Below are 25,529 nucleotides of genomic sequence, written 5' to 3' on the forward strand. Positions count from 1 at the left end.
CTGCATAAGCTGGGCCGATGGCTGGTGACGATGCGCGGCTGCGGGCCGTGGTTTCCCTTGCGCAGTCGATGGCCGCGGCCTACACCCCGCGGGAGTCGTGGCGTGCGGCGGCGCTGAGGGCGTGCGAGGCGCTGGACGGCAGTTTCGCGGCGCTCTCCGTGTGGGAGCGTGAGCGCGGACGGCTGCGGGTGCTGGTGAACGCGGGTGAGCGGGCCGAGGGGGAGGAGGAGTTCCCCGAGGAGGAGACGTACCCGGTGCACCGGTTCCCGGAGATCACCGAGTTCCTCCATGAGCGCTGGGCGGGCGGCGGTGAACCGGACGCCTGGGTGGAGACCGCGGACGGCGCCCCTTCCGAGGAGGCGCAGGCGCGGGGCGCGCGCCCGTTCTGTCATCAGCGGGTCGCCGCCCTGCGCAGGCGCGGACGGGGCTGCTGCGTGGTGGCGCCGATCGTGCTGCACGGGCGGGCCTGGGGTGAGCTCTACGTGGCCCGCTCCGCTGGGCAGCCGGTGTTCGGCCGGGACGACGCCGACTTCGCGACGGTCCTGGCCGCAGTCGTCGCGGCCGGGATCGCGCAGACGGAGCGGCTGGAGGAGGTCCGCAAGCTGGCCTTCACCGATCCGCTCACCGGCCTCGCCAACCGCCGGGCCGTGGACATCCGGCTCGACGAGGCGGTGGAGCGGCACCGTGCGGACGGCGCCGTGGTCAGTCTGGTCGTCTGCGATCTGAACGGCCTCAAGACGGTCAACGACACGCACGGGCACGAGGTGGGTGACCGTCTGCTGGAACGTTTCGGCTCGGTGCTGTCCCTGTGCGGCGCGATACTGCCGGGCGCGCTGGCCGCACGTCTGGGCGGGGACGAGTTCTGTCTGCTGACCCTCGGGCCCGGGTCGGACGACGTGGTCCGGGTGGCCACGGAGCTCTGCGAGCGGGCGTCCCTGCTGGAACTGGGTGACGGGGTCGCCTGCGGGGTGGCCTCCACCGGCGACCCCATCGGTCCGCTGCGGTCGGCGCGCAGGCTCTTCCGGCTGGCCGACGCGGCCCAGTACCGGGCCAAGGCGGCGCGGTCGGTGAAGCCGGTGGTGGCCGGGCGCGACGGTGAGGTGATCCGGCTCGCCGACTCCCCGCCGAAGCCGGCGCACGACCGGCGCAGGCTGCGCGGCAACCGGCCCTGAACGCGGGTCCCGGGCCGGTCCGGGGCTGGTCGGGGCTGGTCCGAGGTCGAGGCCGGTAAGGGGTCAACCGGAGGACCACGGGTGACATCACTAGTGACATGGGCGGTTTCAATCCGTAGGCTTCTGAATATGGATATGCATACAGTCGTGGTGGGGACGTCCGGTACCACCCCCGAGGACGTCATCGCCGTGGCCCGCGCGGACGCCCGCGTCGAGCTCTCGGCCGCAGCCGTGGACGCGCTTGCCGCCGCCCGCGAGGTGGTGGAGGCGCTCGCCGCCAAGCCCGAGCCGGTCTACGGCGTCTCCACGGGCTTCGGCGCCCTCGCCAGCCGCCACATCAGCCCCGAGCTCCGCGTCCAGCTCCAGCGCAACATCGTGCGCTCGCACGCTGCGGGCATGGGTCCCCGCGTCGAGCGGGAAGTCGTCCGCGCCCTGATGTTCCTGCGGCTGAAGACGCTGGCGTCCGGCCACACCGGCGTACGCCCCGAAGTCGCGCAGACCATGGCCGACGTGCTGAACGCGGGCATCACCCCCGTGGTCCACGAGTACGGCTCGCTCGGCTGCTCCGGCGACCTGGCCCCGCTCTCCCACTGCGCCCTGACGCTGATGGGCGAGGGTGAGGCGGAAGGCCCGGACGGTACCGTGCGCCCCGCGGGCGAGCTGCTGGCCGCCCACGGCATCACCCCCGTCGAACTGCACGAGAAGGAGGGCCTCGCCCTCCTGAACGGCACCGACGGCATGCTGGGCATGCTCGTGCTGGCCCTGGCCGACCTCAGGAACCTCTACCTCTCGGCCGACATCACCGCCGCCCTCTCCCTGGAGGCGCTGCTCGGCTCGGACAGGGTCCTCGCGCCCGAGCTGCACGCCATCCGCCCGCACCCCGGCCAGGGCGCCAGCGCCGAGAACATGCTGCGGGTACTCGCCGGCTCCGGCCTCACGGGACGGCACGCCGGGAACACGGGCGAGGCGCCGCGCGTCCAGGACGCCTACTCGGTGCGCTGCGCGCCCCAGGTCAACGGGGCGGGGCGCGACACCCTCGCGTACGCATCCGTGGTCGCGGGGCGCGAGCTGGCCTCGGCGGTCGACAACCCCGTCGTGCTGCCGGACGGCAGGGTCGAGTCCAACGGCAACTTCCACGGCGCGCCCGTCGCCTACGTGCTCGACTTCCTGGCGATCGTTGCCGCCGACCTCGGCTCGATCTCCGAGCGCCGCACCGACCGGCTCCTGGACAGGAACCGCTCGCACGGGCTGCCGCCGTTCCTGGCCGAGGACGCCGGGGTGGACTCGGGGCTGATGATCGCCCAGTACACGCAGGCCGCCCTCGTCAGCGAGATGAAGCGGCTCGCCGTCCCGGCGTCCGCCGACTCGATCCCGTCCTCCGCCATGCAGGAGGACCACGTCTCGATGGGCTGGTCGGCGGCGCGCAAGCTCCGTACCGCCGTCACCGGCCTGGCGAGGATCGTTGCCGTCGAGCTGTACGCGGCGACCCGCGCCGTCGAACTGCGCGCCGCGCAGGGGCTGACCCCCGCCCCCGCCTCGCTCGCCGCCATCGAGGCGCTGCGCGCGGCGGGCGTGCGGGGGCCGGGCCCCGACCGGTTCCTCGCCCCCGACCTGGCCGGTGCCGACGCCTTCGTACGCGAGGGGAAGCTGGTCGCGGCCGTGGAGCGGGTCACCGGGCCGCTGGCCTGAGGCGTCTTCAGGCGCCGGACGGGCCCCCGAGCGGGCCCGTCCGAGCCGAGCAGGCGACGGAGCCGGCACCCACCAGCAGGAACGCCGTACCGCCGATCAGGTACGGGGTGGTGTCGGCCCCCGCCCCAGTGTCGGCGAGTACGGGGTCCGCGGCGGTCCGCCCGGCGGGCACGGCCCCCTGGCTCCGTACGGAACCGGCGGCCTCGTGCGTACCGCCGGAGCCGGTCGCGTTGGCGGAGGGGACGAACCACAGAGCGCAGAGCAGGGTGCCCGCGGCGGTGGTGGTCAGCAGCGTGCGACGAGCGATGGACACAGAAACGATCCCCTTGCGACAACCATCAGTCAGCCCCGTGTGCCGATGCTAAGCAAAGCAGCGGGTCGTGGGAAAGCCGTGGACTCCAGGAGCCTTACGCTCCCGGCTATGACCACTTCAGAGACATCCAGGTTTGTTCGGCTTCGCGTGGAGATGGTGCTGGAGATCACCGACGCCGAAGCCCTGACCGGCAGTGCCCTGGCGGGCATCGCCGCCGAGTACGCCGCGGCGGGCCTCGGCCCCGGCCCGGGCGAACCGGCCGAGGAGCGCACGCATGCCGAGGCCACGGTCCGGGAAGACGGTGCGGAGGCCATCGCCTCACTCGTCGACCCTCTCGACCTGGTCAGCGAGGTACCCGGGGTGGAGCTCGCCCAGGCGTCCTGGAGCAGCGAGACGGTCGACTACGACCCCGACGCCGAGGACTGGTCCGAGGACTGGGACGGCGGCGAGGACGACGACGGGAGCGGTTACGGATTCGAGGGCGCCGGTGAGGGCGGCGAGGTGGAGGACAATGGGCAGGGCGACGGCGAGCGAGCCGACGCGGAACGGTAGGCCAGGAGCGTGACAACCCGGCCCCGGCCCGCATCCGAGAGCGGACCGGGGCCGGTACCGTACCGGCGCCCCTCAGGTGTCCGGCGGCGGGAACCGGTGGCGACGCCACCGCGTCGGTGAGTGGTGTTCCCCACATCTTCCGGGGATGTGGAACCGACCACCCGTTTCGGGTGTTCTTGGATCATTGACGGGGAAACGCCGTCCGGCGGACCCGTCCGGGGATTTTGGGGAATCGGCAACGATGGAGAAGCGTGTGATGACGGACAGCAAGCGGCGCAGGGGCCTCGCGGCCGTGTCCGCACTGCTCGGCGGCGTACTGGTGCTCTCGGCCTGTAGCGACGAAGGCGGCGTGAGCGCCGCTCCCAGTGCGGAGAGCTCGAAGAAGTCGCAGGCTCAGGTGGACGAAGCGGCGGCCAAGGAGACCTCGGAGGCGCAGATAACCATCGCGCCGAAGAACGGGGCGACCAACGCGAGCATCAACAAGGACGCGAAGGTCACCGTCACCAAGGGCAAGCTGACCGAGGTCACCATGACCACGTCGGCCGGCCAGAGCGTCGAGGGCACCCTCGCCGACGACGGTATGAGCTGGGTCCCCAGCGGGCAGCTGGAGCGCTCGACCACGTACCGGATCACCGCGACCGCGACGGACGCCAAGGGCCGTGCGGCGCACGAGAACAGCTCCTTCACCACCGTCTCGCCCGACAACAGCTTCATCGGCAACTTCACGCCCGAGGACGGTTCCACCGTCGGCGTCGGCATGCCGGTCTCGATCAACTTCAACAAGCCGATCACCGACCGGAAGGCCGTCCAGGACGGCATCGAGGTCACCTCGAGCAGCGGCCAGCAGGTCGTCGGCCACTGGTTCAACTCGCAACGTCTGGACCTGCGTCCCCAGGAGTACTGGCAGGGGGGCTCCACCGTCTCGCTGAAGCTCAAGCTCGACGGCGTCGAGGGCGCGGACGGCGTCTTCGGGGTCCAGGAGAAGACGGTCACCTTCAAGGTCGGCCGCAACCAGGTCTCCACCGTCGACGTCAAGACGAAGACGATGACCGTCACCCAGGACGGGAAGACGATCAAGTCCATCCCGATCTCGGCCGGCTCCTCGGAGAACCCGACGTACAACGGTCAGATGGTGATCTCCGAGAAGTTCAAGGAGACCCGGATGGACGGCGCCACGGTCGGCTTCACCGACGACGACGGCAAGGGCGAGTACGACATCAAGGACGTGCCGCACGCCATGCGGCTCTCGACCTCGGGCACCTTCATCCACGGCAACTACTGGGGCGCCAAGTCGATGTTCGGCAGCGCCAACACCAGCCACGGCTGTGTGGGCCTGGCCGACGTGAAGGGCGCGGGCGACCCGAACGCGCCGGGGGCCTGGTTCTTCAACAACTCCATGGTCGGTGACGTGGTCATCGTCAAGAACTCCCCGGACAAGACCATCAAGCCCGACAACGGGCTCAACGGCTGGAACATGAACTGGGCCGAGTGGCAGGCGGGTTCCGCCGTCTGATCCACCGCCCGGCCTCAGCACCCCGCGTACGAAGGCGGCGGCACCCCGGTTTCCCGGTGCCGCCGCCTTCGGCGTTCCGTGCGGGGCCGAGGCGGGTGTGCAGGGCACCAGGCTCCGGTGCGGCGGCCACGTACGCCATGACCGTCGTCGTCCCCACCCTCCCCGCCCTGGAGGACGCAGCCGCCTGCCCCCGGCCGCTCGCCGCCGGGCGGGTCCGGTCTCAGGCCGCCCGCTCGGCGAGGGCCGCACGGTAGGCCAGCAGGTCCGCGTGGCGCACCTGCCGGAGACCGGCCAGATCGCCGTGCGGATCGCCGTCCTCGCCGCCTGGGCCGCCCTGTCCGCCCTCGCCGCCCCGGAGCACTCCGCCGTTCCGGGCGGCGGCGGAGAGTGCGCGCAGCCGGCGCCAGGGCCGCATCCCCACCCAGCAGAGCCCGAGCAACCAGCGCCGCACCAGCCTGCCGGGACCCGGCCGCCCGACGCCGGGCATCTCCACGACCCGTACCCCCATCAGCAGCTTGCCCGCGCTGGCCCGGACCGCCATCGTCAGGAGGACCTGGTTGGCGAACGAGAGCACCAGCGCGAAGGCGAGCAGCAGGGGCAGGGCCTGGCCCGCCTCGGACGTCCCCGCGTGCGGACGGGTCAGCAGCCCCGCCGCCAGCAGAGACAGGTAGCAGTCCACGGCGACCGCGAGGTGCCGCCGCATGTCACCGCCGCCGGAGGGGATGGCGGGCGGGGGCGTAAGGGCCCGGACGAGCCGTAGGGGTGCCGCCAGGCGGACGGGCCCGGGGGCGCGGACCGGCTCACCGGAGGGTTGCCGGGCCGTCGCCTTCCGTACAACGGACGTTCTGCGTAAGGATGTTGACTGCTGCTGTGCCCCCATGGCGCATTCATTACGGCATCATGGCCGATCGTCCGCTGTCGCGTCTCCCTCCCGCACATAGCGGACATCCGGCTCGCGTTGCCCGGACGGCTGTGAGCTTCGCCACCCGGGCCGGCTGGTGCGGGGGCGGCCCTCCGGGGGCAGGGTCACCATCCGGATGCCCGCTGCGGATCTGCGGACCGCGCTGGGACCATCGGCCGGTGCGACGGTCCCGGACGGGGTCGTGGGCGCCCTCGCGGACAGGGGGTGCCGCAGCACGTGACGCCCACCCAGGGAAGGTCCTGATCAGATGCCGACCATTTCTGACTCCATAAGCCCGCACGGTGCCGCGGAGCGTGTCATCGAGCCGCTCTACGCGGAGATTCTGCGACGCAACCAGGGTGAGAAGGAGTTCCACCAAGCGGTGCGGGAGGTCCTCGACACCCTCGGCCCGGTCCTGGCGCAGCGGCCGGAGTTCGTGGACGCCCGGATCATCGAGCGGCTCTGCGAGCCCGAGCGTCAGCTCATCTTCCGGGTGCCGTGGTCGGACGACTCCGGCACGATCCACGTGAACCGCGGCTTCCGCGTCGAGTTCTCCAGCTCGCTCGGCCCCTACAAGGGCGGGCTGCGCTTCCATCCCTCGGTCAACCTCGGCATCGTGAAGTTCCTCGGCTTCGAGCAGATCTTCAAGAACGCCCTCACCGGGATGCCGATCGGCGGCGGCAAGGGCGGCTCGGACTTCGACCCCAAGGGCCGCTCCGACGCCGAGGTCATGCGGTTCTGCCAGTCGTTCATGACGGAACTCCACCGCCACCTGGGCGAGTACACCGATGTTCCCGCGGGTGACATCGGCGTGGGAGGCCGGGAGATCGGCTATCTCTTCGGTCAGTACAAGCGGATCACCAACCGTTACGAGTCCGGCGTGCTCACCGGCAAGGGCCTCGGCTGGGGCGGCGCCCAGGGGCGCACGGAGGCGACCGGCTACGGCTGCGTCCTGTTCACCGCCGAGATGCTCCGGAGCCGCGGCGACTCCCTCGACGGCCGGCGCGTCGCGGTGTCGGGTTCGGGCAATGTGGCGATCTACGCCGTCGAAAAGGCCCAGCAGCTCGGCGCGACCGTGGTGACCTGCTCCGACTCGGGTGGTTACGTGGTGGACGAGAAGGGCATCGACCTCGCCCTCCTCAAGGAGGTCAAGGAGGAGGGGCGCGGCCGGATCTCCGAGTACGCCGAGCGCCGCGGCCCGCACGTGCGCTACGTCTCCGGTGCGGGCGTCTGGAGCGTTCCCGTGGATGTGGCCCTGCCCTGCGCGACCCAGAACGAGCTGGGGGAGGCCGACGCGCTGACCCTGGTACGCAACGGCGTCAAGGCGGTCGCCGAAGGCGCGAACATGCCCACCACCCCCGAGGCCGTCCACGTCTTCCAGGAGGCGGGCGTCGCCTTCGCCCCGGCAAGGCGGCCAACGCGGGCGGGGTGGCGACCAGCGCGCTGGAGATGCAGCAGAACGCCTCGCGCGAATCCTGGACCTTCTCCCGCACCGAGGAGCGGCTCGCGGAGATCATGCGCCACATCCACGACTCCTGCTACACGGTGGCCGAGCGGTACGGCAGCCCCGGCAACTACGTCGTGGGCGCGAACATCGCGGGCTTCGAACTGGTGGCGGACGCGATGCTGGCCCAGGGCCTGATCTGAGTCACCGACCCACCCGGCCACGGCCCGGGGCGCGGCACGCGTCCCGGGCGCCCGCTCCTGGCGCCGTCCCCGGTTCTCGTCAGCTGCGCCACCCGGTCCGCCGCCCCCCGGACGTCGTCCTGCCCGCTCGCCGGGGCCTCCCGGAATTCCGATCCCGGTGCGGGTTAGGTGACACCTGAATCGGCCCACAGCAGATCCGCCCGGAGCGGAAGGCTTCCACCTCCCGCGCCGGGCGCCGGGCTCCTAGGCTGGGGTGATGAGCAGCCACGCCCAGAGCCGAGCCCGCGTCATTCCCCTGCGTCCCGGCCCCGCCGCCAGAGAGCCGCTCTGGCGGGATGTCGTCGGCGACGTACTGCGCCGCGAGCGGCTCGCCCAGGAGCGGACGCTCAAGGACGTGGCCGAGGACGCCCGGATCTCGATGCCCTACCTCTCCGAGGTGGAGCGCGGGCTGAAGGAACCCTCCTCCGAGGTGCTGGCGGCGGCCGCCCGCGCCCTCGGGCTGGCCCTCGCCGACCTCCTGGCCCTCTCCCACCGCGAGCTGGTCCGCCTCTCCCGTACGGAACCGGCCCCGGCCCGCCGCATAGGCACGGCCTCCCGCCCGGCGCGGCACACCCCGCGCCAGGGGGAGGTCAGCCTCGCGGCCTGACGGGCGGTTACCGGGGTTGCCCGGGCAGCCTTCTCGGGGCTCCAGCGGCCGGCGCCGTCTACTCGGGGGCCGGGGCGATGCCCGTCGGGCAGGACCGGCCCCAGTTCGTCTCCGAGGGGGCGCTCAGCTTCGCGCCCGTACCGCCGATGCCGCAGTAGCCGTCCGGGTTCTTGTCCAGGTACTGCTGGTGGTAAGCCTCCGCCGGCCAGAAGGGGCGGCCCTCGGCCGGGAGGATCTCCGTCGTGATCTCGCCGTAGCCCGCTCCGGTGAGGACCTGCTGGTACGCCTCGCGGGAGGCGGTCGCCGCCTCGGCCTGCTCCGGCGTGTGCGGGTAGAGCGCCGAGCGGTACTGGGTGCCCACGTCGTTGCCCTGGCGGAAGCCCTGCGTCGGGTTGTGGGACTCCCAGAAGAGCTTGAGGAGCTCGGCGTACGAGACGACCCGGGGGTCGAAGACGACTCGGACCGCCTCCGTGTGGCCGGTCAGACCCGAGCAGGTCTCCTCGTACGAGGGGTTCTCGGTGTATCCGCCCTGGTATCCGACCAGGGTGGTCCACACGCCCTCCGTCTGCCAGAACTTGCGCTCGGCTCCCCAGAAACAGCCCAGGGCGAAGTCGGCGACCTCCAGCCCCTGCGGATACGGGCCCACCAGGGGGTTGCCGAGCACCGTGTGGCGGGAGGGGACGGTGAACTCGGGGGTGGGACGGCCGCGCAGCGCCTCCTCGGGGGTGGGGAGCTGCGGGGTGCGGTGATTCAGAAACATGCGGGGGCTCCTCCGGGGCTGGGTGTGCAGTGCGTACAACACGGGAAGGCCGCCACGGATTCCGGCGCCCCGCCCGGGACGGCCTAGCGCGGCAGGGTCGCCGGGCTGCCGCCGTTCGCCTCGTAGCCCCCGACCGCGAGCGCCCGGTACACCGTGTACTCGGCGGCCGGGTCAGGGCCCTGGCTCCACGGCAGGGCGCCCACGTGGCCGTCGATGTGGACGAGCTGGTGCATCGCCTCCGACCAGCGTTCCATCCGGACCAGGAACAGCACCAGCAGATGGCGCACGTGCGCGAGCATCGGGTCGTCGGCGCGGGCCGCGTGCACCGCGAACAGGGCGCCCTCGACCGCCTTCGTCACCACGGCGCCCCGGTAGAAGCCCTGCACCAGATTGACCTCGGGCAGGTGCTCGTAGACCGCGAACAGCGGCAGCGCCGCCAGCAGCGAGCCCCGAGGGGCGCGGGCGGCCGCCGTGGTGGCGAACCGCTCGGCCTCCTCGCGCGAGCCGTGCCACTTCTCGCACCAGAAGTGCAGCGCCGCGATGTGCGCGCCCATGTGGGCCGGGGCCCGGTCGATGATCTTCGCCCAGAGCTGGTCGAACCGCTCGTGCGGGTAACCGAGTCCACGCGCCACCGCCAGCTCCACGATGTACGGGACAGGGTCGCCCGGCGCCAGCAGAGCGGCCTCGCCGCAGACCGTACGGGCCTCCTCCAGGATGATCCGGAAGTCGTCCTCGCCCGCCCCGGACGAGCGCCACGCCTGCTGCACCAGGAACTCCGCGTGCACCGCCGCGCCCCCCGCGTCCTTGGGGGCCTGCGCCCGCCAGGTGCGCAGCCACGCGCCGCCGGTCCCCGGCTGCCGCATCAGCTCCAGCGAGGCCGCGCCGGCGAACGCCTGCACCCGCTGCCACCGCACCTCGCTCTCCTTGGGCGTGCCGGCCAGCAACTGGGACGCGGCCCGCCAGTCCTGGGTGGCCTGCACGACGTCCAGGACGTCGATGAGGTCCTCGTCCGGCCCCGGCATCCGGACGTCCAGCTCCTCCTGGCGCAGGAATCCGTACGCGTCCGGGTCGGCGGCGTCGGGGGAGCCGGGCGCGACCTGACGGATACCGCCCCGGCGGCGCAGCACGAAGGGGCCGACGACGGCGGCGAGCATGCACAGCGCGATCAGGAACCAGAGAATCTCCATACGCCCATTGTCCCCGGACGGCGCAGTGACCCCGTGAGCGCCCTCGTGACGAACTACGCTCGGTCCTCATGAGCGACCAGCACAGCTTCGAGACTCTCGCGATCCACGCGGGAAACACCGCCGATCCCCTCACCGGCGCCGTTGTTCCGCCCATCTACCAGGTGTCCACGTACAAGCAGGACGGCGTGGGCGGACTGCGCGGGGGCTACGAGTACAGCCGCAGCGCCAATCCGACCCGTACCGCCCTGGAGGAGAACCTGGCGGCGCTGGAAGGCGGCCGCCGCGGGCTCGCCTTCGCGTCCGGCCTCGCCGCCGAGGACTGCCTGCTCCGTACGCTGCTCACGCCAGGCGACCACGTGGTCATCCCGAACGACGCCTACGGCGGCACGTTCCGGCTGTTCGCGAAGGTTGCCTCGCGCTGGGGCGTGCAGTTCTCCGTCGCGGACACCTCGGACGTCGGCGCGGTCAGGGCGGCCATCACCTCCCGTACCAAGGTGATCTGGGTGGAGACCCCGTCCAACCCGCTCCTCGGCATCACGGACATCGAGGCCGTCGCCGGAGTCGCCCGTCAGGCGGGGGCGCGGCTGGTCGTCGACAACACCTTCGCCAGCCCCTACCTCCAGCAGCCGCTCTCCCTCGGCGCGGACGTCGTGGTGCACTCCACCACCAAGTACATGGGCGGGCACTCCGACGTCGTCGGCGGCGCGCTGATCGCCGAGGACGCCGCCCTGGCCGAGGAGCTGGCCTACCACCAGAACGCGATGGGCGCGGTCGCCGGACCGTTCGACGCGTGGCTGGTGCTGCGCGGCATCAAGACGCTCGCGGTCCGCATGGACCGGCACGACGAGAACGCCACCAAGGTCGCCGACCTGCTGACCCGCCACCCCAAGGTGGACAGCGTCCTGTACCCGGGGCTGCCCGAGCACCCGGGGCACGAGATCGCCGCCAAGCAGATGAAGGCGTTCGGCGGAATGGTCTCGTTCCGCGTCGCGGGCGGCGAGGAGGCGGCCGTCGAGGTCTGCGACCGCGCCCGGCTCTTCACGCTCGGTGAGTCGCTCGGCGGCGTCGAGTCGCTCATCGAGCACCCCGGCAGGATGACGCACGCGTCCGCCGCCGGCTCTCCGCTGGAGGTCCCGGCCGACCTGGTCCGCCTCTCCGTGGGCATCGAGAACGCCGACGACCTGCTGGCCGACCTCACCCAGGCGCTCGGCTAGGGATGTCCGCGAACCCCCGTCCGGCGGCGGGTGCGCACCAGGCCGCCGGGCGGGCCCGTGCGTCGGCCTCCTCGGCCCGTACCGCGGACCGGCGCTGCCAGGGCGGGTCCGCCGGGGCGTCGCGCGGGCGGCCGTGTCACCGGCCCCGCAGGGCGGTCAGTCCTCCGGCTGGGCCTGGTGCGCGGCCTGCCGCGCGGCCAGCGCCGCGTTGAACCGGGTGAGCAGCACGCAGAACGTGTCCCGCTCCTCGGTGCTCCAGTCGTCCGTCACCTGCGACATCAGCTCGCGGCGCGAGGCGCGGACCTCGTCGAGGCGGGCCTTCCCGCGCGGGGACAGCTGGAGCACGACCGCGCGGCCGTCCTCCGGGTGCGAGGTGCGCTTGACCAGACCGGTGTCGACGAGGGGGGCGACCTGGCGGGTCACGGTGGAGGAGTCGATGCCCATGCCGGCGGCCAGCGCCTTGACGCCCATCGGTCCCTCCTTGTCCAGCCGGTTCAGCAGCAGATAGGCGGCCCGGTCCATGGAGTTGCGGACCTGGCCCACGCCTCCGAGACGGGTCTGTTCGGCACGGCGGGCGAAGACGGCCACCTGGTGCTGAAGCGCGTCGAGAAGGTGGTCGGTACCCGGGTTACCGGAGGCGGTGCCCCCGGAAGGAGACGCAGCAGTCGTCATGTCCTGAGGGGGCATGGCCGGGCTCTCTTCGTGCGGTGTCGGATGAGTGGGGGACAGAGTACGCGGCCACGGGGCAACACGTACCAGCGCTGCACGAACCCGTGAACACCACCGCAGTCCGCCATGAGACAGCTCGGCCCCGGCAGGCCAGGGCTGCGAGACTTGCCGACATGACCTTCCGTACGTCGCACCCCTCTCCCCCCGTGATCCTCGACGACGTCCGCGGGGCGTGGAAGATGCTCTCGGGCGTGGCCAGGGTGACCGCGATGGAGGGCAGCCGGTACCTGACCGAGCTGGTCGGGGCACCGGTCCAGCTCAAGTGCGAGAACCTCCAGCGCACCGGATCGTTCAAACTGCGCGGCGCCTACGTACGGATCTCGGGGCTCACCCCGGAGGAGCGGGCGGCCGGGGTGGTCGCCGCGAGTGCCGGCAACCACGCACAGGGGGTGGCGCTCGCCTCCTCGCTGCTCGGCGTGGGCTCCACGGTCTTCATGCCGGTCGGCGCACCCATGCCCAAGGTCTCCGCGACCCGCGAGTACGGCGCGGAGGTCCGGATGTACGGCCAGGTCGTCGACGAGACGCTCGCCGCCGCCGAGGAGTACGCGCGGCGGACCGGTGCCGTCCTCATCCACCCGTTCGACCACCCCGACGTCATCGCCGGGCAGGGCACCGTGGGACTGGAGATCCTCGAACAGTGCCCGGAGGTGCGCACCATCGTCGTCGGGATCGGTGGCGGCGGCCTCGCCGCGGGCATCGCGGTCGCCGTGAAGGCGCTGCGCCCCGACGTCAGGATCGTCGGTGTGCAGGCCGCGGGCGCCGCCGGATACCCGCCCTCGCTCGCCGCCGGCCACCCGGTGGCCGTCGAGTCGCCGCAGACGATGGCCGACGGGATCAGGGTGGGACGCCCGGGCGACATCCCGTTCCGTCTGGTGCGGGACCTCGTCGACGAGGTCCGTACGGTCTCCGAGGACGAGCTGTCCAGTGCCCTGCTGCTCTGCCTGGAGCGCGCGAAGATGGTCGTCGAACCGGCCGGTGCCAGCCCCGTGGCAGCCCTGCTCAGCGACCCGAAGGCGTTCGAAGGGCCTGTCGTCGCGGTGCTGTCCGGCGGCAACGTCGACCCCCTCCTCATGCAGCGCGTCCTCACCCACGGCATGGCGGCCGCGGGCCGCTACCTGAGCCTGCGGCTCCGGCTGACCGACCGCCCGGGGGCGCTCGCCACCCTCCTCGCCACGCTCTCCGTCGCCGACGCCAACGTCCTCGACGTGAGCCACCTGCGGACCGATCCCCGCCTCGGCCTCACCGAGGCGGAGGTCGAACTGCACCTGGAGACGAAGGGCCCCGCGCACTGCGGGGAGGTGGCGGCGGCGCTGCGCGACGCGGGCTACCTGGTGATGGACTGATTCCCCGCTTCCCCGCGCGCGCCGGTCGTGGCGTCCCTAGGATCTGGAGGGAAGTCACTCAATAGCAACTGGGGGAAGCCCACATGCCAGGCGCTATATACGCCGAAGGTCTGGTGAAGACCTTCGGTGATGTCCGAGCACTGGACGGGGTGGACCTGGACGTGCCCGAAGGCACCGTCCTCGGTCTCCTCGGGCCCAACGGGGCCGGTAAGACCACCGCCGTGCGCGTCCTGACCACACTGCTCCGGCCGGACAGCGGCACGGCGGTCGTCGCGGGCATCGACGTACTGAAACATCCCAACGAGGTCCGCCGCTCGATCGGTCTGTCCGGCCAGTTCGCCGCCGTCGACGAGTACCTGACCGGCCGTGAGAACCTCCAGATGGTCGGACAGCTCTACCAGATGAGCGGTCGCGACGCCAAGGCCCGGGCGGGGCAGCTCCTGGAGCGGTTCAACCTCGCCGACGCCGCCGACCGGACCGCCAAGACGTACTCCGGCGGTATGCGCCGCCGGCTCGACCTCGCCGCGGCCCTCGTCGTCTCGCCGCCCGTCATGTTCATGGACGAGCCGACGACCGGCCTCGACCCACGCAACCGGCAGCAGCTGTGGGAGGTCATCCAGGAACTCGTCGCGAGCGGTACGACACTCCTGCTGACCACCCAGTATCTGGAGGAGGCCGACCACCTCGCCGACGACATCTGCGTCATCGACCACGGCAAGGTCATCGCGCGCGGCACATCCGACCAGCTGAAGGCGCGCACCGGTGGCGAGCGCGTCGAGGTGGTCGTCCACCGGCGCGAGGAGATCGAACGGGCCCGCGAGGTGCTGACCGTCCTCGGAGAGGGCGAGGTCTCCGTCGCCGCGCACAGCCGCAAACTGACCGTCCCGGTCAGCGGCGGCGCGAAGCTGCTCGCCGAGGTCATCCGGGACCTCGACGCCCGCGGCGTCGAGATCGACGACATCGGCCTGCGCCGCCCCACCCTCGACGACGTCTTCATGTCGCTCACCGGTCACGCCGCCGAGCTGGAGACGAACGGCGAGACCGACAAGGAGACCGTGGCATGACCGCAGTGCAGGACGCCGCCCAGGTGCAGGCGCCCCGACCGCGCGGCGGGCTCGCGCAGTCCGTCACCGACTCGCTGGTCGTCGCCAAGCGCAATCTGATCCGGATGACCCGCATCCCCGAGATGGTCATCTTCGGGCTCATCCAGCCGATCATGTTCGTGGTGCTGTTCAGTTACGTGTTCGGCGGCTCCATGAGCGTCGGGGGCTCCACCGACCCCGGGACCTACCGGGAGTTCCTGATGGCGGGCATCTTCGCCCAGACCGTCACCTTCGCCACGGCGGGCGCCGGAGCGGGCATCGCCGACGACATGCACAAGGGACTCATCGACCGGTTCCGCTCCCTGCCGATGGCGCGCGGCGCGGTGCTCACCGGGCGTACGCTCGCCGACCTCGTGCAGACGACGCTGACCGTGGTCGTCCTCGCGATCGTCGCGCTCCTGGTGGGCTGGCGCGTCCACGAGGGCCTGCCCAAGGCGCTGGCCGCTTTCGGGCTGCTGCTCTTCCTGGGGTACGCGTTCTCCTGGATCGGCGCACTGATCGGGCTGTCCGTCCGTACCCCCGAGGCGGCCACCTCCGGCGGGCTGATCTGGCTCTTCCCGGTGACGTTCGTCTCGAACGCCTTCGTGGACTCCAGCCAGATGGTGTCCTGGCTCCAGCCGATCGCCGACTGGAACCCGTTCAGCGCGACCGTGCAGGCGTGCCGGGAGCTCTTCGGGAACCCGGGCGTGTCGCAGTCCGACGCCTGGCCGATGCAGCACCCGGTCCTGGCGTCCCTGCTCTGGTCGACCGTGATCATCGTGGTGTTCCGGACCCTCGCGGTCCGCAAGTACCGCTCGGCGACCGTCTGACCCGGACACGCCGACGGGCCCCGGCCGTGCGCGAACGACCGGGGCCCACCGCTGTCCGGAACGGGGCGGCTCAGCCCTTGTAGGGCTTCGCCGCGAGGATCTTCACCTTGGCGATCTTGCCGTTCGGCAGCTCGTACTCGGCGTCCTCGCCCATCCGCTTGCCGTTGACGCCCGAGCCGAGCGGAGACTGCGGGGAGAAGGTCTCAAGGTCCGAGCTGGCGTACTCGCGCGAGGCGAGAAGGAACTCCAGGGTGTCGTCCGGGTCGCCGTCGAAGGCGATCGTCACGATCATGCCGGGCTCCACCACGCCGTCGTCGGCAGGCGCCTCGCCCACCTTGGCGTGCTCCAGGAGCTGCGTCAGCTGGCGCACCCGGAGCTCCATCTTGCCCTGCTCCTCCTTGGCCGCGTGGTACCCGCCGTTCTCCCGGAGGTCACCCTCCTCACGGGCCGCCGCGATCTTGACGGCGATCTCCGTGCGCGCGGGACCAGACAGGTACTCCAGCTCGGCCTTCAGCTGGTTGTACGCCTCCGGCGTGAGCCAGGTGACGTTATCGCTGGTCTGGGTCACAGGGTGCTCCTCGTCGGTACTGGGAATACAAAGCATCGCCCTACCCAGAAGCATGTGCTTCCACGGTTGGGCGAAACCACGAGCCTAACAATTCCGCAGGAAAAGGGGGAGAAGGTCACCGGCATACGCGGTGACCGGCCAGGTCAGCGCCGCGACCCGCCGTCGGCGGTGCAGCCCATCAGCTCGACCGCGGTCGCCCTCGCCGTCGTCCGCAGGGAGACGACCTCGTCGATCCGCTCGGCCCGCGCGTCGAAGCGGAAGTCCTTGCGGGCGACCTCGCCGCCGTCCTCGCTCAGCGAGCGCAGCGTGCAGTAGCCGCCGGCGTCCCGGTCCTTGCGGACCTCCAGGTGGACCTCGGCCCGGTCGTCGGAGACGATCTTGGACTTGATGACCTCGGCGCTGATGTCCTGGCCGCCGACGTAGTCGACCCCTGTCCAGACGACCACGCCCAGCAGGACGGCGCCCAGCACCGCGCCGATGATCTTGAGCTTGCGGTCGGCGCGCTGGTCCTGGGACCGGCCGTAGCGCTCGTCGGGCAACGCCTCGCGTACCGCGGTCATGATCGTTCCTCCTGTACCGGGGATCGAGGAATTTTCCGCCCCCCGGTTCGGTCACTATAGAAGCCGCCCACCCGCCACCCGACCGCCACCCCGGAACAGACGGGCCCGCGGGACGGCACCCTGATCGCGACCGAGCACTGAGGATCGAGTCTTGACTGAGCAGCTGCGCCTGATGGCCGTGCACGCCCACCCCGACGACGAGTCGAGCAAGGGCGCCGCCACCATGGCCAAGTACGTGTCCGAGGGGGTGGACGTGCTGGTCGTGACCTGTACCGGTGGCGAACGCGGTTCCATCCTCAATCCGAAGCTCCAGGGAGACGCGTACATCGAGGAGAACATCCACGAGGTACGCAGGAAGGAGATGGACGAGGCCCGGGAGATCCTGGGCGTCGAGCAGGAGTGGCTCGGCTTCGTCGACTCGGGCCTGCCCGAGGGCGACCCGCTGCCCCCGCTGCCCGAAGGCTGCTTCGCACTGGAGGACGACGAGACGGCGGCGGGGCGTCTCGTCGCGAAGATCCGTGCGTTCCGGCCGCAGGTCATCACCACGTACGACGAGAACGGCGGGTACCCGCACCCCGACCACATCAAGACCCACACGATCACGATGATCGCGTTCGACGGGGCGTCGGACACCGAGCGGTTCCCGGAATCCGAGTTCGGCCCGGCGTGGACGCCGCAGAAGCTCTACTACAACCAGGGCTTCAACCGGCCCCGCACGGTCGCCCTCCACGAGGCGCTGCTCGCCCGTGGGATGGAGTCCCCGTACGGCGAGTGGCTCGAGCGCTGGAAGGAGTTCGTACGCGAGGAGCGGACGCTGACCACGTTCGTGCCGTGCGCGGAGTTCTTCGAGATCCGCGACAAGGCGCTCATCGCGCACGCGACGCAGATCGACCCGGACGGCGGCTGGTTCCGCGTTCCGATGGACGTCCAGCGCGAGGTCTGGCCGACCGAGGAGTACGAGCTGGCGAAGTCTCTCGTCGATACCTCCCTCCCCGAGAGCGACCTCTTCGCGGGCATCCGCGACAATGCCTGATATGTACGCGACCCAGGCACTGACCCACCTCGTCCCTCTCGCCAAGGAGGTCGACGACAACAAGGTGACCCCCGGCGTCCTCGGCTTCCTCGTGTTCGCGGCACTCGCCGTGGGCGTGTGGCTGCTGATGAAGTCGATGAACCGCCACATGGGCAAGGTGGACTTCGAGGAGGAGCCGGAACCGGGCGCGGAACCGGCGACGGCTTCCGGCCCCACGGCAGGCTCAGCCGGCAACTAGCAGCCCCCACCCGCGGGGCAGGCGTGGCACCCGGGTGCCACGCCTGCCCCGCGGGGATGTCCGGCCCGGGATGTCCGGCCCGGGCCCGGTGGAAATCGGGATGCGATGCGTTCATCCGACACGTAACGTCGGCGCCCGTGGAACCGCTGAGTGAAACAGACATCAGGTCGTCCTTCGTGAACTGCACCAAGGGGGAGGCGGCACGGCTCAAGCTGCCGCTCGACTTCGGCGCACTGCCCTGGGAGGACCTGGACTTCCTCGGCTGGGTCGACCCCGGCGCCCCGCTGCGCGCCCACATCGTGCTGCCGCGCGCCGGCGGACCGCTCGGCTTCTCCCTGCGCGTGCCCTCCGTGCGGCGTACCAGCGCCGTGAAGTCCAGCCTCTGCCAGATCTGCCTGACCGGCCACGCCTCCTCCGGGGTCTCCCTGCTGGCCGCGCCCCTGGCGGGCGCCAGGGGCCGCGAGGGCAACACCGTGGGCATCTACATCTGCGCGGATCTCGCCTGCCCCCTGTACGTGCGGGGCAAGCGGCAGCCGAAGCTGCGGACGGGGCGTTACGAGGAGTCGCTCACCGTGGAGGAGCGAGTGGCCCGCATGGCGGGGAACCTGGACGCCTTCGCGGCCAAGGTGACGCAGGGGCGGAGTCCGGCGCTCTGACGTGGCGGGTGGCCGGGGCTTCGCCGCGTACGCGAGGATTGGGGCATGCCGAACCGACTCGCGCACGCCACGTCCCCGTACCTCCTTCAGCACGCGGACAACCCCGTCGACTGGTGGCAGTGGGAACCCGCCGCCTTCGAGGAAGCCCGCCGGCGCAACGTACCGGTGTTCCTGAGCGTCGGGTACAGCGCGTGCCACTGGTGTCATGTACTCGCTCACGAGAGCTTCGAGGACGAGACCACCGCGGCCTACATGAACGAACACTTCGTCTCGGTCAAGGTGGACCGCGAGGAGCGCCCCGACGTGGACGCCGTCTACATGGAAGCGGTGCAGGCGGCGACCGGGCAGGGCGGCTGGCCGATGTCCGTCTTCATGACACCGGACGGTGAGCCCTTCTACTTCGGTACGTACTTCCCGCCCGCGCCCCGCCATGGACTGCCCTCCTTCCGGCAGGTGCTCGACGGCGTCCACACCGCGTGGACGAGCCGGCGCGAGGAGGTCGGGGAGGTCGCGGAGAAGATCACCCGGGATCTGGCGGCGCGCGAACTGGTCTCCGGCGCGGGTGAAGGGCTCCCCGGCGAGGCCGAGCTCGCGCAGGCGCTGCTGGGGGTCAGCCGGGAGTACGACACGGAGAGCGGCTGGCTCGGCGGCGGGGACACCAGGTTCCCGCCGAGCATGCTGATCGAGTTCCTGCTGCGCCACCACGCGCGGACCGGGTCCGACGGAGCGCTGGAGATGGCCGAGGGCATCTGCGACGCCATGGCGCGCTCCAGCCTCTTCGACCAGCTCGGCGGCGGCTTCCACCGGTACGTGCTGCGCCAGCGCCCCGGCGGCACCCTGGTACCCCACTTCGAGAAGATGCTGTACGACAACGCGCTGCTCTGCCGCGTCTACGCCCACGTGTGGCGGGCCACCGGATCCGAGCAGGCCCGCAGGGTCGCGCTGGAGACGGCCGACTTCATGGTCCGCGAACTGCGTACGGCGGAGGGCGGTTACGCCTCGGCACTGGACGCCGACAGCGAGGCGGCGGACGGCAGCCATGTGGAGGGCGCCTACTACGTGTGGACGGCCGGGCAGCTGCGCGAGGTCCTGGGGGAGGAGGACGCCGCGTTCGCCGCGGAGTACTTCGGGGTCACCGAGGAGGGCACCTTCGAGGAGGGGTCCTCGGTGCTCCAGCAGCCGCGGACGGGCCAGGAGGCGGACCCGTCGCGGGTCGCCGGCGTGCGGGCGCGGCTGCTGGAGGCGCGCGGGCAGCGGGTGCGGCCGGGGCGCGACGACAAGATCGTCGCCGCGTGGAACGGCCTGGTGATCGCCGCGCTCGCCGAGACGGGGGCGTACTTCGAGCGGCCCGACCTGATCGAGCGGGCCACCGAGGCGGCCGACCTCCTCGTCCGGGTCCACATGGGCGACGCGGCCCGGCTCTCCCGGACGTCCAGGGACGGGCGCGTGGGCGGGCACGTGGGGGTGCTGGAGGACTACGGCGACGTGGCGGAGGGTTTCCTCGCGCTGGCCTCCGTCACCGGCGAGGGAGTCTGGCTGGAGTTCGCGGGCTTCCTGCTCGACATCGTGCTGGAGCGGTTCACCGGGGAGGGCGGGCAGCTCTACGACACGGCCGACGACGCCGAGCAGCTCATCCGCAGGCCGCAGGACCCCACCGACAGCGCCACCCCGGCCGGCTGGACGGCGGCGGCGGGCGCGCTGCTCTCGTACGCCGCCCACACCGGGTCCGATGCGCACCGCACCGCCGCCGAGGGCGCGCTCGGTGTGGTGAAGGCACTCGGGCCGCGCGCGCCCCGCTTCATCGGCTGGGGCCTCGCGGTCGCCGAGGCGCTGCTGGACGGACCGCGCGAGATCGCGGTCGCCGGGCCGGTCGGCGGAGAGCTGCACAGGACGGCGCTGCTGGGCCGGGCGCCCGGCGCGGTCGTGGCGGCGGGTGAGGGAGCGGCGGCCGGAGCGGAGTTCCCGCTGCTCGTGGACCGGCCGCTGGTGGGCGGCGAGCCGACCGCGTACGTCTGCCGGCACTTCGTCTGCGAAGCGCCGACCACGGACGCACGGGAACTGGCGCGCACCCTGGGCGGCTGATCCCGGTCCCCGTACGGGCCCGGCGGGCCGGGTCCGTACGGGGCGGGCGCGCTCATTACTGCCGGTAGGCCACCAGGGAGATGCCGACGTAGTGCGCGGCGAAGGCGGCGAGCGTCAGAGAGTGGAACACCTCGTGGAAGCCGAAGTAGCGCGGTGACGGGTTGGGCCGCTTGAGGCCGTAGATGACGCCTCCCGCGCTGTAGAGCAGCCCTCCGGCGACGACGAGCACGAGGACGGCGACGCCGCCCGTGCGCATGAAGTCGGGGAGGTAGAAGACCGCGGCCCAGCCCATCGCGATGTAGCAGGGCGTGTAGAGCCAGCGGGGGGCGCCGACCCAGAACACCCGGAACGCGATTCCCGCGACCGCTGCCACCCATACCGCCCACAGAAGGGGCCGACCGGTGGAATCGGGGAGGAGGAGCAGCGTCAGCGGGGTATAGGTGCCCGCGATGATCAGAAAGATGTTGGCGTGGTCCAGCCGGCGGAGCACGGCTTCGCCGCGCGGTCCCCACGTGCCGCGGTGGTAGATCGCGCTGACGCCGAACAGGAGGCAGGCGCTCAGCACGAAGACGGTGCAGGCGGCCCGGGCACGGGAGCCGTCGGCCAGTGCGATCAGGACGATTCCCGCGATCAGCGCCGCTGGGAACATCCCGGCGTGCAGCCAGCCGCGCAGCCGTGGCTTCACCTGGAGGGAGTCGGTCTCGGCGGTCTCGGGCGCGGCAGCGGCGTCGGCGGCAGCAGTCATGACCGCATGGTACCTACGCTCCCGTAGGTAACGGGAAAGGAGTGGCGATGCTCACGTGTGCGGCCCCCTGGACATATGGGCGCGAGCGTCGGATGATCAAATGAGTGCGGTCGGCACCGGATGAGCGCCATGGGTACGAAGAGTCGAAGCATCCGGGTCGCAGCCCCCACGGGGCCTTCCAGCAGACACCCTCGACAAGGAGCGATCGTGGCGCGCGACATCGCGGCTCCCCTCACTGTTCCCACCCATCACCAGGAGCTCATCGCCTGGGTCGACGAGATCGCAGCCGTCACCGAGCCGGACCGGGTGGTCTGGTGCGACGGTTCCGAGGCCGAGTACGAGCGCCTGTGCGACGAGCTCGTCGCCAAGGGGACCTTCACCCGGCTGAACGAGGCCAAGCGCCCGAACTCGTACCACGCCGCGTCCGACCCGAGCGATGTCGCCCGCGTCGAGGACCGCACGTACATCTGCTCCGCCAAGGAGGAGGACGCGGGGCCGACCAACAACTGGAAGGCGCCCGATGAGATGCGGGCCGTCTTCACGGGCGAGGACGGCGTCTTCCGCGGCTCCATGCGCGGCCGGACCATGTACGTCGTCCCGTTCTGCATGGGGCCGGTCGGCTCCCCGCTCTCCGCGATCGGCGTCGAGATCACCGACTCCGCCTACGTCGCCGTCTCCATGCGCACCATGACCCGCATGGGACAGGCCGTCCTGGAGGAGCTCGGCGACGACGGCTTCTTCGTCAAGGCCGTCCACACCCTGGGTGCCCCGCTCGCCGAGGGCGAGGCCGACGTCCCGTGGCCGTGCAACACCACCAAGTACATCTCGCACTTCCCGAGGACCGCGAGATCTGGTCCTACGGCTCCGGCTACGGCGGCAACGCCCTGCTCGGCAAGAAGTGCTACGCGCTGCGCATCGCCTCCGTCATGGCCCGTGACGAGGGCTGGCTCGCCGAGCACATGCTGATCCTCAAGCTGACCCCGCCGCAGGGCGAGCCGAAGTACGTCACGGCCGCCTTCCCCTCGGCCTGCGGCAAGACGAACCTCGCCATGCTGGAGCCGACGATCGAGGGCTGGACCGTCGAGACCATCGGTGACGACATCGCCTGGATGCGGTTCGGCGAGGACGGCCAGCTGTACGCGATCAACCCGGAGGCCGGCTTTTTCGGTGTCGCGCCGGGTACGGGCGAGCACACCAACGCCAACGCCATGAAGACGATGTACGGCAACTCCGTCTTCACCAACGTCGCGCTCACGGACGACGGCGACGTGTGGTGGGAGGGCATGACCGAGGAGCCGCCCGCGCACCTCACGGACTGGAAGGGCAACGACTGGACCCCCGGGTCCGGCGTCCTCGCCGCCCACCCCAACTCCCGTTTCACCGTGCCGGCCGGGCAGTGCCCGATCATCGCGCCCGAGTGGGAGGACCCCAAGGGCGTGCCGATCTCGGCGATCCTCTTCGGCGGCCGTCGCGCCTCGGCCGTACCGCTGGTCACCGAGTCCTTCACCTGGCAGCACGGCGTCTTCCTCGGGGCCAACGTCGCATCCGAGAAGACCGCCGCCGCCGAGGGCAAGGTCGGCGAGCTGCGCCGCGACCCGTTCGCCATGCTGCCGTTCTGCGGCTACAACATGGGCGACTACATGGCCCACTGGGTCAAGGTCGGCGCGGACAAGCCGGACCAGTCCAAGCTCCCGAAGATCTACTACGTGAACTGGTTCCGCAAGAACAGGGCGGGCGAGTTCGTGTGGCCCGGCTTCGGTGAGAACAGCCGCGTACTGAAGTGGATCGTCGAACGCCTCAACGGCCAGGCGGAGGGCGTCGAGACCCCGATCGGCATCGTGCCGGCCAAGGGCGCCCTGGACACCAAGGGCCTGGACCTCGCGGAGTCGGACCTGGACTTCCTGCTCGACGTCGACAAGGAGGTCTGGCGCGAGGAGGCGGCGCTGATCCCCGAGCACCTCGACACCTTCGGCGACCACGCGCCCGAAGAACTGTGGGACGAGTACCGCGCCCTCGTACGGCGCCTGGGCTGACGCCCGCAGGGGCGGCGCCTGCGGGCGCCGCCCCTCTGTCGCGGAGAACGTCCGGCCATCGCCACCGGCTCCGCGCCGGTCGGTTTGGTGGCACCCGGTCCGTGCGCCTCGAAGGCCCGCGGACCGGGGCCGTCAGTGGGCGCCGACGAGGCGCGAGGGGGTGACCGTCCCGGCCGCCGCCGCGTGCGCGTCCATGCGCTCGGCCGCGAGGATCGCCGCCGCCGTGTCCGCGCGGGACGCGGCCACCACCAGTGCGCGGCCCGCGAGGGCGTGCGCGCGCCGGTGGAGCGCGTCCGGAGCCGCTTCGGTCAGTCCCGCGTGGCGCACGGGCGGCGTCCCGCGCAGCCGGGCGATCTGCTCGGCGATGCGGTCACCCGCGGGGCCGAGGCCGAGCTCGTCGGTGACGGCGAGCAGGGCGGCCAGGTGCCCGGAGAGCTGGATGTCCAGCTCCTCCTCACGGGAGCGGTGCGGGAAGTCGGCGTCGTCGGCCGTCGTGTGGACCGACTTCGTACGGATCGGCTCGTACATGGATGGCCTCCTGGCGTCGCAGTACAGCCATCCTAGCTTGGATCGAGTCTAAAGTTGTGCACGTTCCGGTAAAGCTTGGTGCCGGGCGGTTCTACGGCTGGCTGTAACCGTCCAGGAAGTTCCCGATCCGCGTCACGGCGGCGATCAGGTCCTTGGCGGGCGGCAGCGTCACGATCCGGAAGTGATCGGGCTCGGGCCAGTTGAAGCCGGTGCCGTGCACCACCATGATCTTCTCGGCCCGCAGCAGATCGAGCACCATCTGCCGGTCGTCCTTGATCTTGTAGACCTTCGGGTCCAGCCGGGGGAAGAGATACAGCGCCCCCTTGGGCTTCACACAGGTCACCCCCGGGATCTGCGTCAGCAGGTCGTACGCCACGTCCCGCTGCTCCAGGATGCGCCCGCCCGGCAGCACCAGATCGTTGATCGACTGGCGCCCGCCGAGCGCGGTGGCCACCGCGTGCTGCGAGGGCATGTTGGCGCACAGCCGCATGTTGGCCAGGATCGTCAGCCCCTCGATGTACGAGGAGGCGTGCGCCTTCGGACCGCAGACCGCCATCCAGCCGGAGCGGTAACCGGCGACGCGGTAGTTCTTGGACAGCCCGTTGAAGGTCAGGACCATCAGGTCGGGGGCGATCGCGGCGGTCGGGGTGTGCGTCGCGCCGTCGTACAGGATGCGGTCGTAGATCTCGTCGGAGCAGATGACCAGCTGGTGGCGCCGGGCGATCTCCGTCAGCCCGCGCAGCATCTCGTCGTCGTAGACCGCGCCGGTCGGATTGTTCGGGTTGATGATCACCAGGGCCTTGGTGCGGTCGGTGATCCTGCGCTCGATGTCGGCGAGGTCGGGCATCCAGTCGGCCTGCTCGTCACAGCGGTAGTGCACCGCCGTGCCGCCGGCCAGCGAGACCGAGGCGGTCCACAGCGGATAGTCCGGAGCGGGTACGAGCACCTCGTCCCCGTCGTCCAGCAGCGCCTGCATCGACATCTGGATCAGCTCGGAGACCCCGTTGCCGAGGTAGATGTCCTCGACGTCGAGGTCGATCGCCTTGGTCTGGTAGTGCTGCACCACCGCGCGGCGCGCGGACAGCAGGCCCTTCGCGTCGCCGTAGCCGTGCGCCCCGGAGAGGTTGCGCAAGATGTCTTCGAGGATCTCGGGCGGGCACTCGAATCCGAACGCGGCGGGATTACCGGTGTTGAGCTTGAGGATGCGGTGACCTGCTGCTTCCAGCCGCATCGCTTCCTCCAGCACGGGACCCCGGATCTCGTAGCAGACGCCGGAGAGCTTTGTGGACTGGATGACCTGCATGCCTGCGAGCTTACGACCGTGTTTCCCGGGGTGCGCGGGGATTGCCCGCCCTTTCCTCCAGACGGGGCACCCCGGCGCCCCGGGCCGGCTTCCATCGGCAGACCGCCCGCCGCCCCGGCCGTCGGAAGGACGGCCGGGGCGGCGTCAGGGCTTGGAAAGGCGGGCACCCGGGCCCGGCCGCCGCACCCGGGTGAGATGCGCCACC

The 25,529-nt window shown here is 71.3% G+C and carries 23 protein-coding genes and 2 pseudogenes; 15 read left to right on the plus strand and 10 right to left on the minus strand.

The genetic code is table 11. From position 1 onward, the window contains the following. The first annotated feature begins 17 nt into the window (after nt 1-17). Both Sfulv_RS18280 and hutH read left to right on the plus strand, forming a co-directional pair. Complete coding sequence (locus Sfulv_RS18280) at nt 18-1,172, plus strand: GGDEF domain-containing protein (protein WP_173315417.1); 1,155 nt, start codon at nt 18-20, stop codon at nt 1,170-1,172. A 129-nt stretch (nt 1,173-1,301) separates the two neighbouring features. Beyond that, complete coding sequence (hutH, locus tag Sfulv_RS18285; protein ID WP_173315419.1) at nt 1,302-2,861, plus strand: histidine ammonia-lyase; 1,560 nt, start codon at nt 1,302-1,304, stop codon at nt 2,859-2,861. A 7-nt stretch (nt 2,862-2,868) separates the two neighbouring features. On the opposite strand, the gene Sfulv_RS18290 is transcribed toward hutH, so the two are convergent. Then, nucleotides 2,869-3,174 carry a hypothetical protein gene (locus tag Sfulv_RS18290; protein WP_173315421.1) on the minus strand — a complete coding sequence of 102 codons (306 nt, stop codon included), beginning with the start codon at nt 3,172-3,174 and terminating at the stop codon, nt 2,869-2,871. A gap of 108 nt (nt 3,175-3,282) precedes the next feature. On the opposite strand from Sfulv_RS18290, the gene Sfulv_RS18295 reads away from it, so the two are divergent. Both Sfulv_RS18295 and Sfulv_RS18300 read left to right on the plus strand, forming a co-directional pair. Continuing rightward, nucleotides 3,283-3,726 carry a hypothetical protein gene (locus Sfulv_RS18295; protein WP_246353162.1) on the plus strand — a complete coding sequence of 148 codons (444 nt, stop codon included), beginning with the start codon at nt 3,283-3,285 and terminating at the stop codon, nt 3,724-3,726. Between the two features lie 241 nt (nt 3,727-3,967). Further along, complete coding sequence (locus Sfulv_RS18300; RefSeq protein ID WP_173315423.1) at nt 3,968-5,239, plus strand: L,D-transpeptidase; 1,272 nt, start codon at nt 3,968-3,970, stop codon at nt 5,237-5,239. A gap of 220 nt (nt 5,240-5,459) precedes the next feature. Here the strand turns inward: Sfulv_RS18300 and Sfulv_RS18305 are convergent, their stop codons facing one another. Beyond that, complete coding sequence (locus Sfulv_RS18305; protein WP_173315425.1) at nt 5,460-5,942, minus strand: RDD family protein; 483 nt, start codon at nt 5,940-5,942, stop codon at nt 5,460-5,462. Nucleotides 5,943-6,408: 466 nt separating this feature from the next. Between Sfulv_RS18305 and gdhA the strand changes: the two are divergent. Together gdhA and Sfulv_RS18315 are read left to right on the plus strand one after the other, a co-directional pair. Next, a pseudogene (gene gdhA, locus Sfulv_RS18310) lies at nt 6,409-7,787 on the plus strand (NADP-specific glutamate dehydrogenase). Between the two features lie 256 nt (nt 7,788-8,043). After that, nucleotides 8,044-8,433 carry a helix-turn-helix domain-containing protein gene (locus Sfulv_RS18315; RefSeq protein WP_173315427.1) on the plus strand — a complete coding sequence of 130 codons (390 nt, stop codon included), beginning with the start codon at nt 8,044-8,046 and terminating at the stop codon, nt 8,431-8,433. 58 nt (nt 8,434-8,491) lie between these two features. Here the strand turns inward: Sfulv_RS18315 and msrA are convergent, their stop codons facing one another. After that, on the minus strand, nt 8,492-9,193 hold the full coding sequence (gene msrA / locus Sfulv_RS18320; RefSeq protein WP_173315429.1) for a peptide-methionine (S)-S-oxide reductase MsrA: 702 nt from the start codon (nt 9,191-9,193) through the stop codon (nt 8,492-8,494). Between the two features lie 83 nt (nt 9,194-9,276). Beyond that, on the minus strand, nt 9,277-10,380 hold the full coding sequence (locus tag Sfulv_RS18325) for a hypothetical protein (protein ID WP_173315431.1): 1,104 nt from the start codon (nt 10,378-10,380) through the stop codon (nt 9,277-9,279). Between the two features lie 68 nt (nt 10,381-10,448). On the opposite strand from Sfulv_RS18325, the gene Sfulv_RS18330 reads away from it, so the two are divergent. Beyond that, a complete protein-coding gene (locus Sfulv_RS18330) occupies nt 10,449-11,594 on the plus strand; it encodes a cystathionine gamma-synthase (RefSeq protein ID WP_173315433.1) in 1,146 nt (381 codons plus the stop codon). Between the two features lie 156 nt (nt 11,595-11,750). Here the strand turns inward: Sfulv_RS18330 and Sfulv_RS18335 are convergent, their stop codons facing one another. Further along, nucleotides 11,751-12,281, minus strand: a complete 531-nt coding sequence (locus tag Sfulv_RS18335; RefSeq protein ID WP_173315435.1) for a MarR family winged helix-turn-helix transcriptional regulator — start codon at nt 12,279-12,281, stop codon at nt 11,751-11,753. 155 nt (nt 12,282-12,436) lie between these two features. Between Sfulv_RS18335 and ilvA the strand changes: the two genes are divergently transcribed. The 3 genes from ilvA to Sfulv_RS18350 all read left to right on the plus strand — a co-directional run bounded on the left by ilvA (nt 12,437) and on the right by Sfulv_RS18350 (nt 15,578). Beyond that, the gene (gene ilvA / locus Sfulv_RS18340; protein WP_173315437.1) at nt 12,437-13,666 is read left to right on the plus strand and encodes a threonine ammonia-lyase; all 1,230 of its coding nucleotides are present in this window, start codon (nt 12,437-12,439) and stop codon (nt 13,664-13,666) included. Between the two features lie 83 nt (nt 13,667-13,749). Beyond that, complete coding sequence (locus Sfulv_RS18345) at nt 13,750-14,730, plus strand: ATP-binding cassette domain-containing protein (protein ID WP_173315439.1); 981 nt, start codon at nt 13,750-13,752, stop codon at nt 14,728-14,730. Then, nucleotides 14,727-15,578, plus strand: a complete 852-nt coding sequence (locus Sfulv_RS18350) for an ABC transporter permease (protein WP_173315441.1) — start codon at nt 14,727-14,729, stop codon at nt 15,576-15,578. Before Sfulv_RS18345 ends, Sfulv_RS18350 begins: the two co-directional genes overlap by 4 nt. Before the next feature lie 70 nt (nt 15,579-15,648). On the opposite strand, the gene greA is transcribed toward Sfulv_RS18350, so the two are convergent. Continuing rightward, nucleotides 15,649-16,146 (minus strand): transcription elongation factor GreA, encoded by a 498-nt coding sequence (greA, locus tag Sfulv_RS18355; protein WP_173315443.1) that lies wholly within the window; start codon nt 16,144-16,146, stop codon nt 15,649-15,651. Nucleotides 16,147-16,289: 143 nt separating this feature from the next. After that, nucleotides 16,290-16,706: a DUF4307 domain-containing protein gene (locus Sfulv_RS18360; RefSeq protein WP_173315445.1), complete on the minus strand. Its 417-nt coding sequence runs from the start codon at nt 16,704-16,706 to the stop codon at nt 16,290-16,292. 151 nt (nt 16,707-16,857) lie between these two features. Between Sfulv_RS18360 and mca the strand changes: the two genes are divergently transcribed. From mca to Sfulv_RS18380, 4 genes are all read left to right on the plus strand, one after another. Continuing rightward, a complete protein-coding gene (gene mca / locus Sfulv_RS18365) occupies nt 16,858-17,739 on the plus strand; it encodes a mycothiol conjugate amidase Mca (protein ID WP_173315447.1) in 882 nt (293 codons plus the stop codon). A gap of 1 nt (nt 17,740) precedes the next feature. Then, on the plus strand, nt 17,741-17,977 hold the full coding sequence (locus tag Sfulv_RS18370) for a hypothetical protein (protein ID WP_173315449.1): 237 nt from the start codon (nt 17,741-17,743) through the stop codon (nt 17,975-17,977). A gap of 137 nt (nt 17,978-18,114) precedes the next feature. Then, nucleotides 18,115-18,633, plus strand: a complete 519-nt coding sequence (locus Sfulv_RS18375) for an FBP domain-containing protein (protein WP_173315451.1) — start codon at nt 18,115-18,117, stop codon at nt 18,631-18,633. A 45-nt stretch (nt 18,634-18,678) separates the two neighbouring features. Continuing rightward, on the plus strand, nt 18,679-20,715 hold the full coding sequence (locus Sfulv_RS18380; protein WP_173315453.1) for a thioredoxin domain-containing protein: 2,037 nt from the start codon (nt 18,679-18,681) through the stop codon (nt 20,713-20,715). Between the two features lie 55 nt (nt 20,716-20,770). On the opposite strand, the gene trhA is transcribed toward Sfulv_RS18380, so the two are convergent. Next, nucleotides 20,771-21,460 (minus strand): PAQR family membrane homeostasis protein TrhA, encoded by a 690-nt coding sequence (gene trhA, locus Sfulv_RS18385; RefSeq protein WP_173315455.1) that lies wholly within the window; start codon nt 21,458-21,460, stop codon nt 20,771-20,773. Nucleotides 21,461-21,589: 129 nt separating this feature from the next. Here trhA and Sfulv_RS18390 point away from each other — a divergent pair. Further along, nucleotides 21,590-23,493, plus strand: a pseudogene (locus Sfulv_RS18390) (phosphoenolpyruvate carboxykinase (GTP)). 132 nt (nt 23,494-23,625) lie between these two features. On the opposite strand, the gene Sfulv_RS18395 reads toward Sfulv_RS18390, so the two are convergent. Further along, nucleotides 23,626-24,021 carry an SCO4983 family protein gene (locus Sfulv_RS18395; RefSeq protein ID WP_173315457.1) on the minus strand — a complete coding sequence of 132 codons (396 nt, stop codon included), beginning with the start codon at nt 24,019-24,021 and terminating at the stop codon, nt 23,626-23,628. A gap of 91 nt (nt 24,022-24,112) precedes the next feature. Then, on the minus strand, nt 24,113-25,324 hold the full coding sequence (locus Sfulv_RS18400; RefSeq protein ID WP_173315459.1) for a pyridoxal phosphate-dependent aminotransferase: 1,212 nt from the start codon (nt 25,322-25,324) through the stop codon (nt 24,113-24,115). Nucleotides 25,325-25,529: the final 205 nt, after the last annotated feature.

The sequence above is a fragment of the Streptomyces fulvorobeus genome, assembly GCF_013167895.1.
GTDB classification, from domain to species: Bacteria; Actinomycetota; Actinomycetes; order Streptomycetales; family Streptomycetaceae; genus Streptomyces; species Streptomyces fulvorobeus.

Excerpts from the sequence above, each read along its gene's own strand:
- Sfulv_RS18280 (WP_173315417.1), top strand. The coding sequence starts at position 18 with ATGGCTGGTGACGATGCGCGGCTGCGGGCCGTGGTTTCCCTTGCGCAG.
- hutH (WP_173315419.1), top strand. The coding sequence starts at position 1,302 with ATGGATATGCATACAGTCGTGGTGGGGACGTCCGGTACCACCCCCGAG.
- Sfulv_RS18295 (WP_246353162.1), top strand. The coding sequence starts at position 3,283 with ATGACCACTTCAGAGACATCCAGGTTTGTTCGGCTTCGCGTGGAGATG.
- Sfulv_RS18300 (WP_173315423.1), top strand. The coding sequence starts at position 3,968 with ATGGAGAAGCGTGTGATGACGGACAGCAAGCGGCGCAGGGGCCTCGCG.
- Sfulv_RS18305 (WP_173315425.1), bottom strand. The coding sequence starts at position 5,942 with ATGCGGCGGCACCTCGCGGTCGCCGTGGACTGCTACCTGTCTCTGCTG.
- Sfulv_RS18315 (WP_173315427.1), top strand. The coding sequence starts at position 8,044 with ATGAGCAGCCACGCCCAGAGCCGAGCCCGCGTCATTCCCCTGCGTCCC.
- msrA (WP_173315429.1), bottom strand. The coding sequence starts at position 9,193 with ATGTTTCTGAATCACCGCACCCCGCAGCTCCCCACCCCCGAGGAGGCG.
- Sfulv_RS18325 (WP_173315431.1), bottom strand. The coding sequence starts at position 10,380 with ATGGAGATTCTCTGGTTCCTGATCGCGCTGTGCATGCTCGCCGCCGTC.
- Sfulv_RS18330 (WP_173315433.1), top strand. The coding sequence starts at position 10,449 with ATGAGCGACCAGCACAGCTTCGAGACTCTCGCGATCCACGCGGGAAAC.
- Sfulv_RS18335 (WP_173315435.1), bottom strand. The coding sequence starts at position 12,281 with ATGCCCCCTCAGGACATGACGACTGCTGCGTCTCCTTCCGGGGGCACC.
- ilvA (WP_173315437.1), top strand. The coding sequence starts at position 12,437 with ATGACCTTCCGTACGTCGCACCCCTCTCCCCCCGTGATCCTCGACGAC.
- Sfulv_RS18345 (WP_173315439.1), top strand. The coding sequence starts at position 13,750 with ATGCCAGGCGCTATATACGCCGAAGGTCTGGTGAAGACCTTCGGTGAT.
- Sfulv_RS18350 (WP_173315441.1), top strand. The coding sequence starts at position 14,727 with ATGACCGCAGTGCAGGACGCCGCCCAGGTGCAGGCGCCCCGACCGCGC.
- Sfulv_RS18360 (WP_173315445.1), bottom strand. The coding sequence starts at position 16,706 with ATGACCGCGGTACGCGAGGCGTTGCCCGACGAGCGCTACGGCCGGTCC.
- Sfulv_RS18370 (WP_173315449.1), top strand. The coding sequence starts at position 17,741 with ATGTACGCGACCCAGGCACTGACCCACCTCGTCCCTCTCGCCAAGGAG.
- Sfulv_RS18380 (WP_173315453.1), top strand. The coding sequence starts at position 18,679 with ATGCCGAACCGACTCGCGCACGCCACGTCCCCGTACCTCCTTCAGCAC.
- trhA (WP_173315455.1), bottom strand. The coding sequence starts at position 21,460 with ATGACTGCTGCCGCCGACGCCGCTGCCGCGCCCGAGACCGCCGAGACC.
- Sfulv_RS18395 (WP_173315457.1), bottom strand. The coding sequence starts at position 24,021 with ATGTACGAGCCGATCCGTACGAAGTCGGTCCACACGACGGCCGACGAC.
- Sfulv_RS18400 (WP_173315459.1), bottom strand. The coding sequence starts at position 25,324 with ATGCAGGTCATCCAGTCCACAAAGCTCTCCGGCGTCTGCTACGAGATC.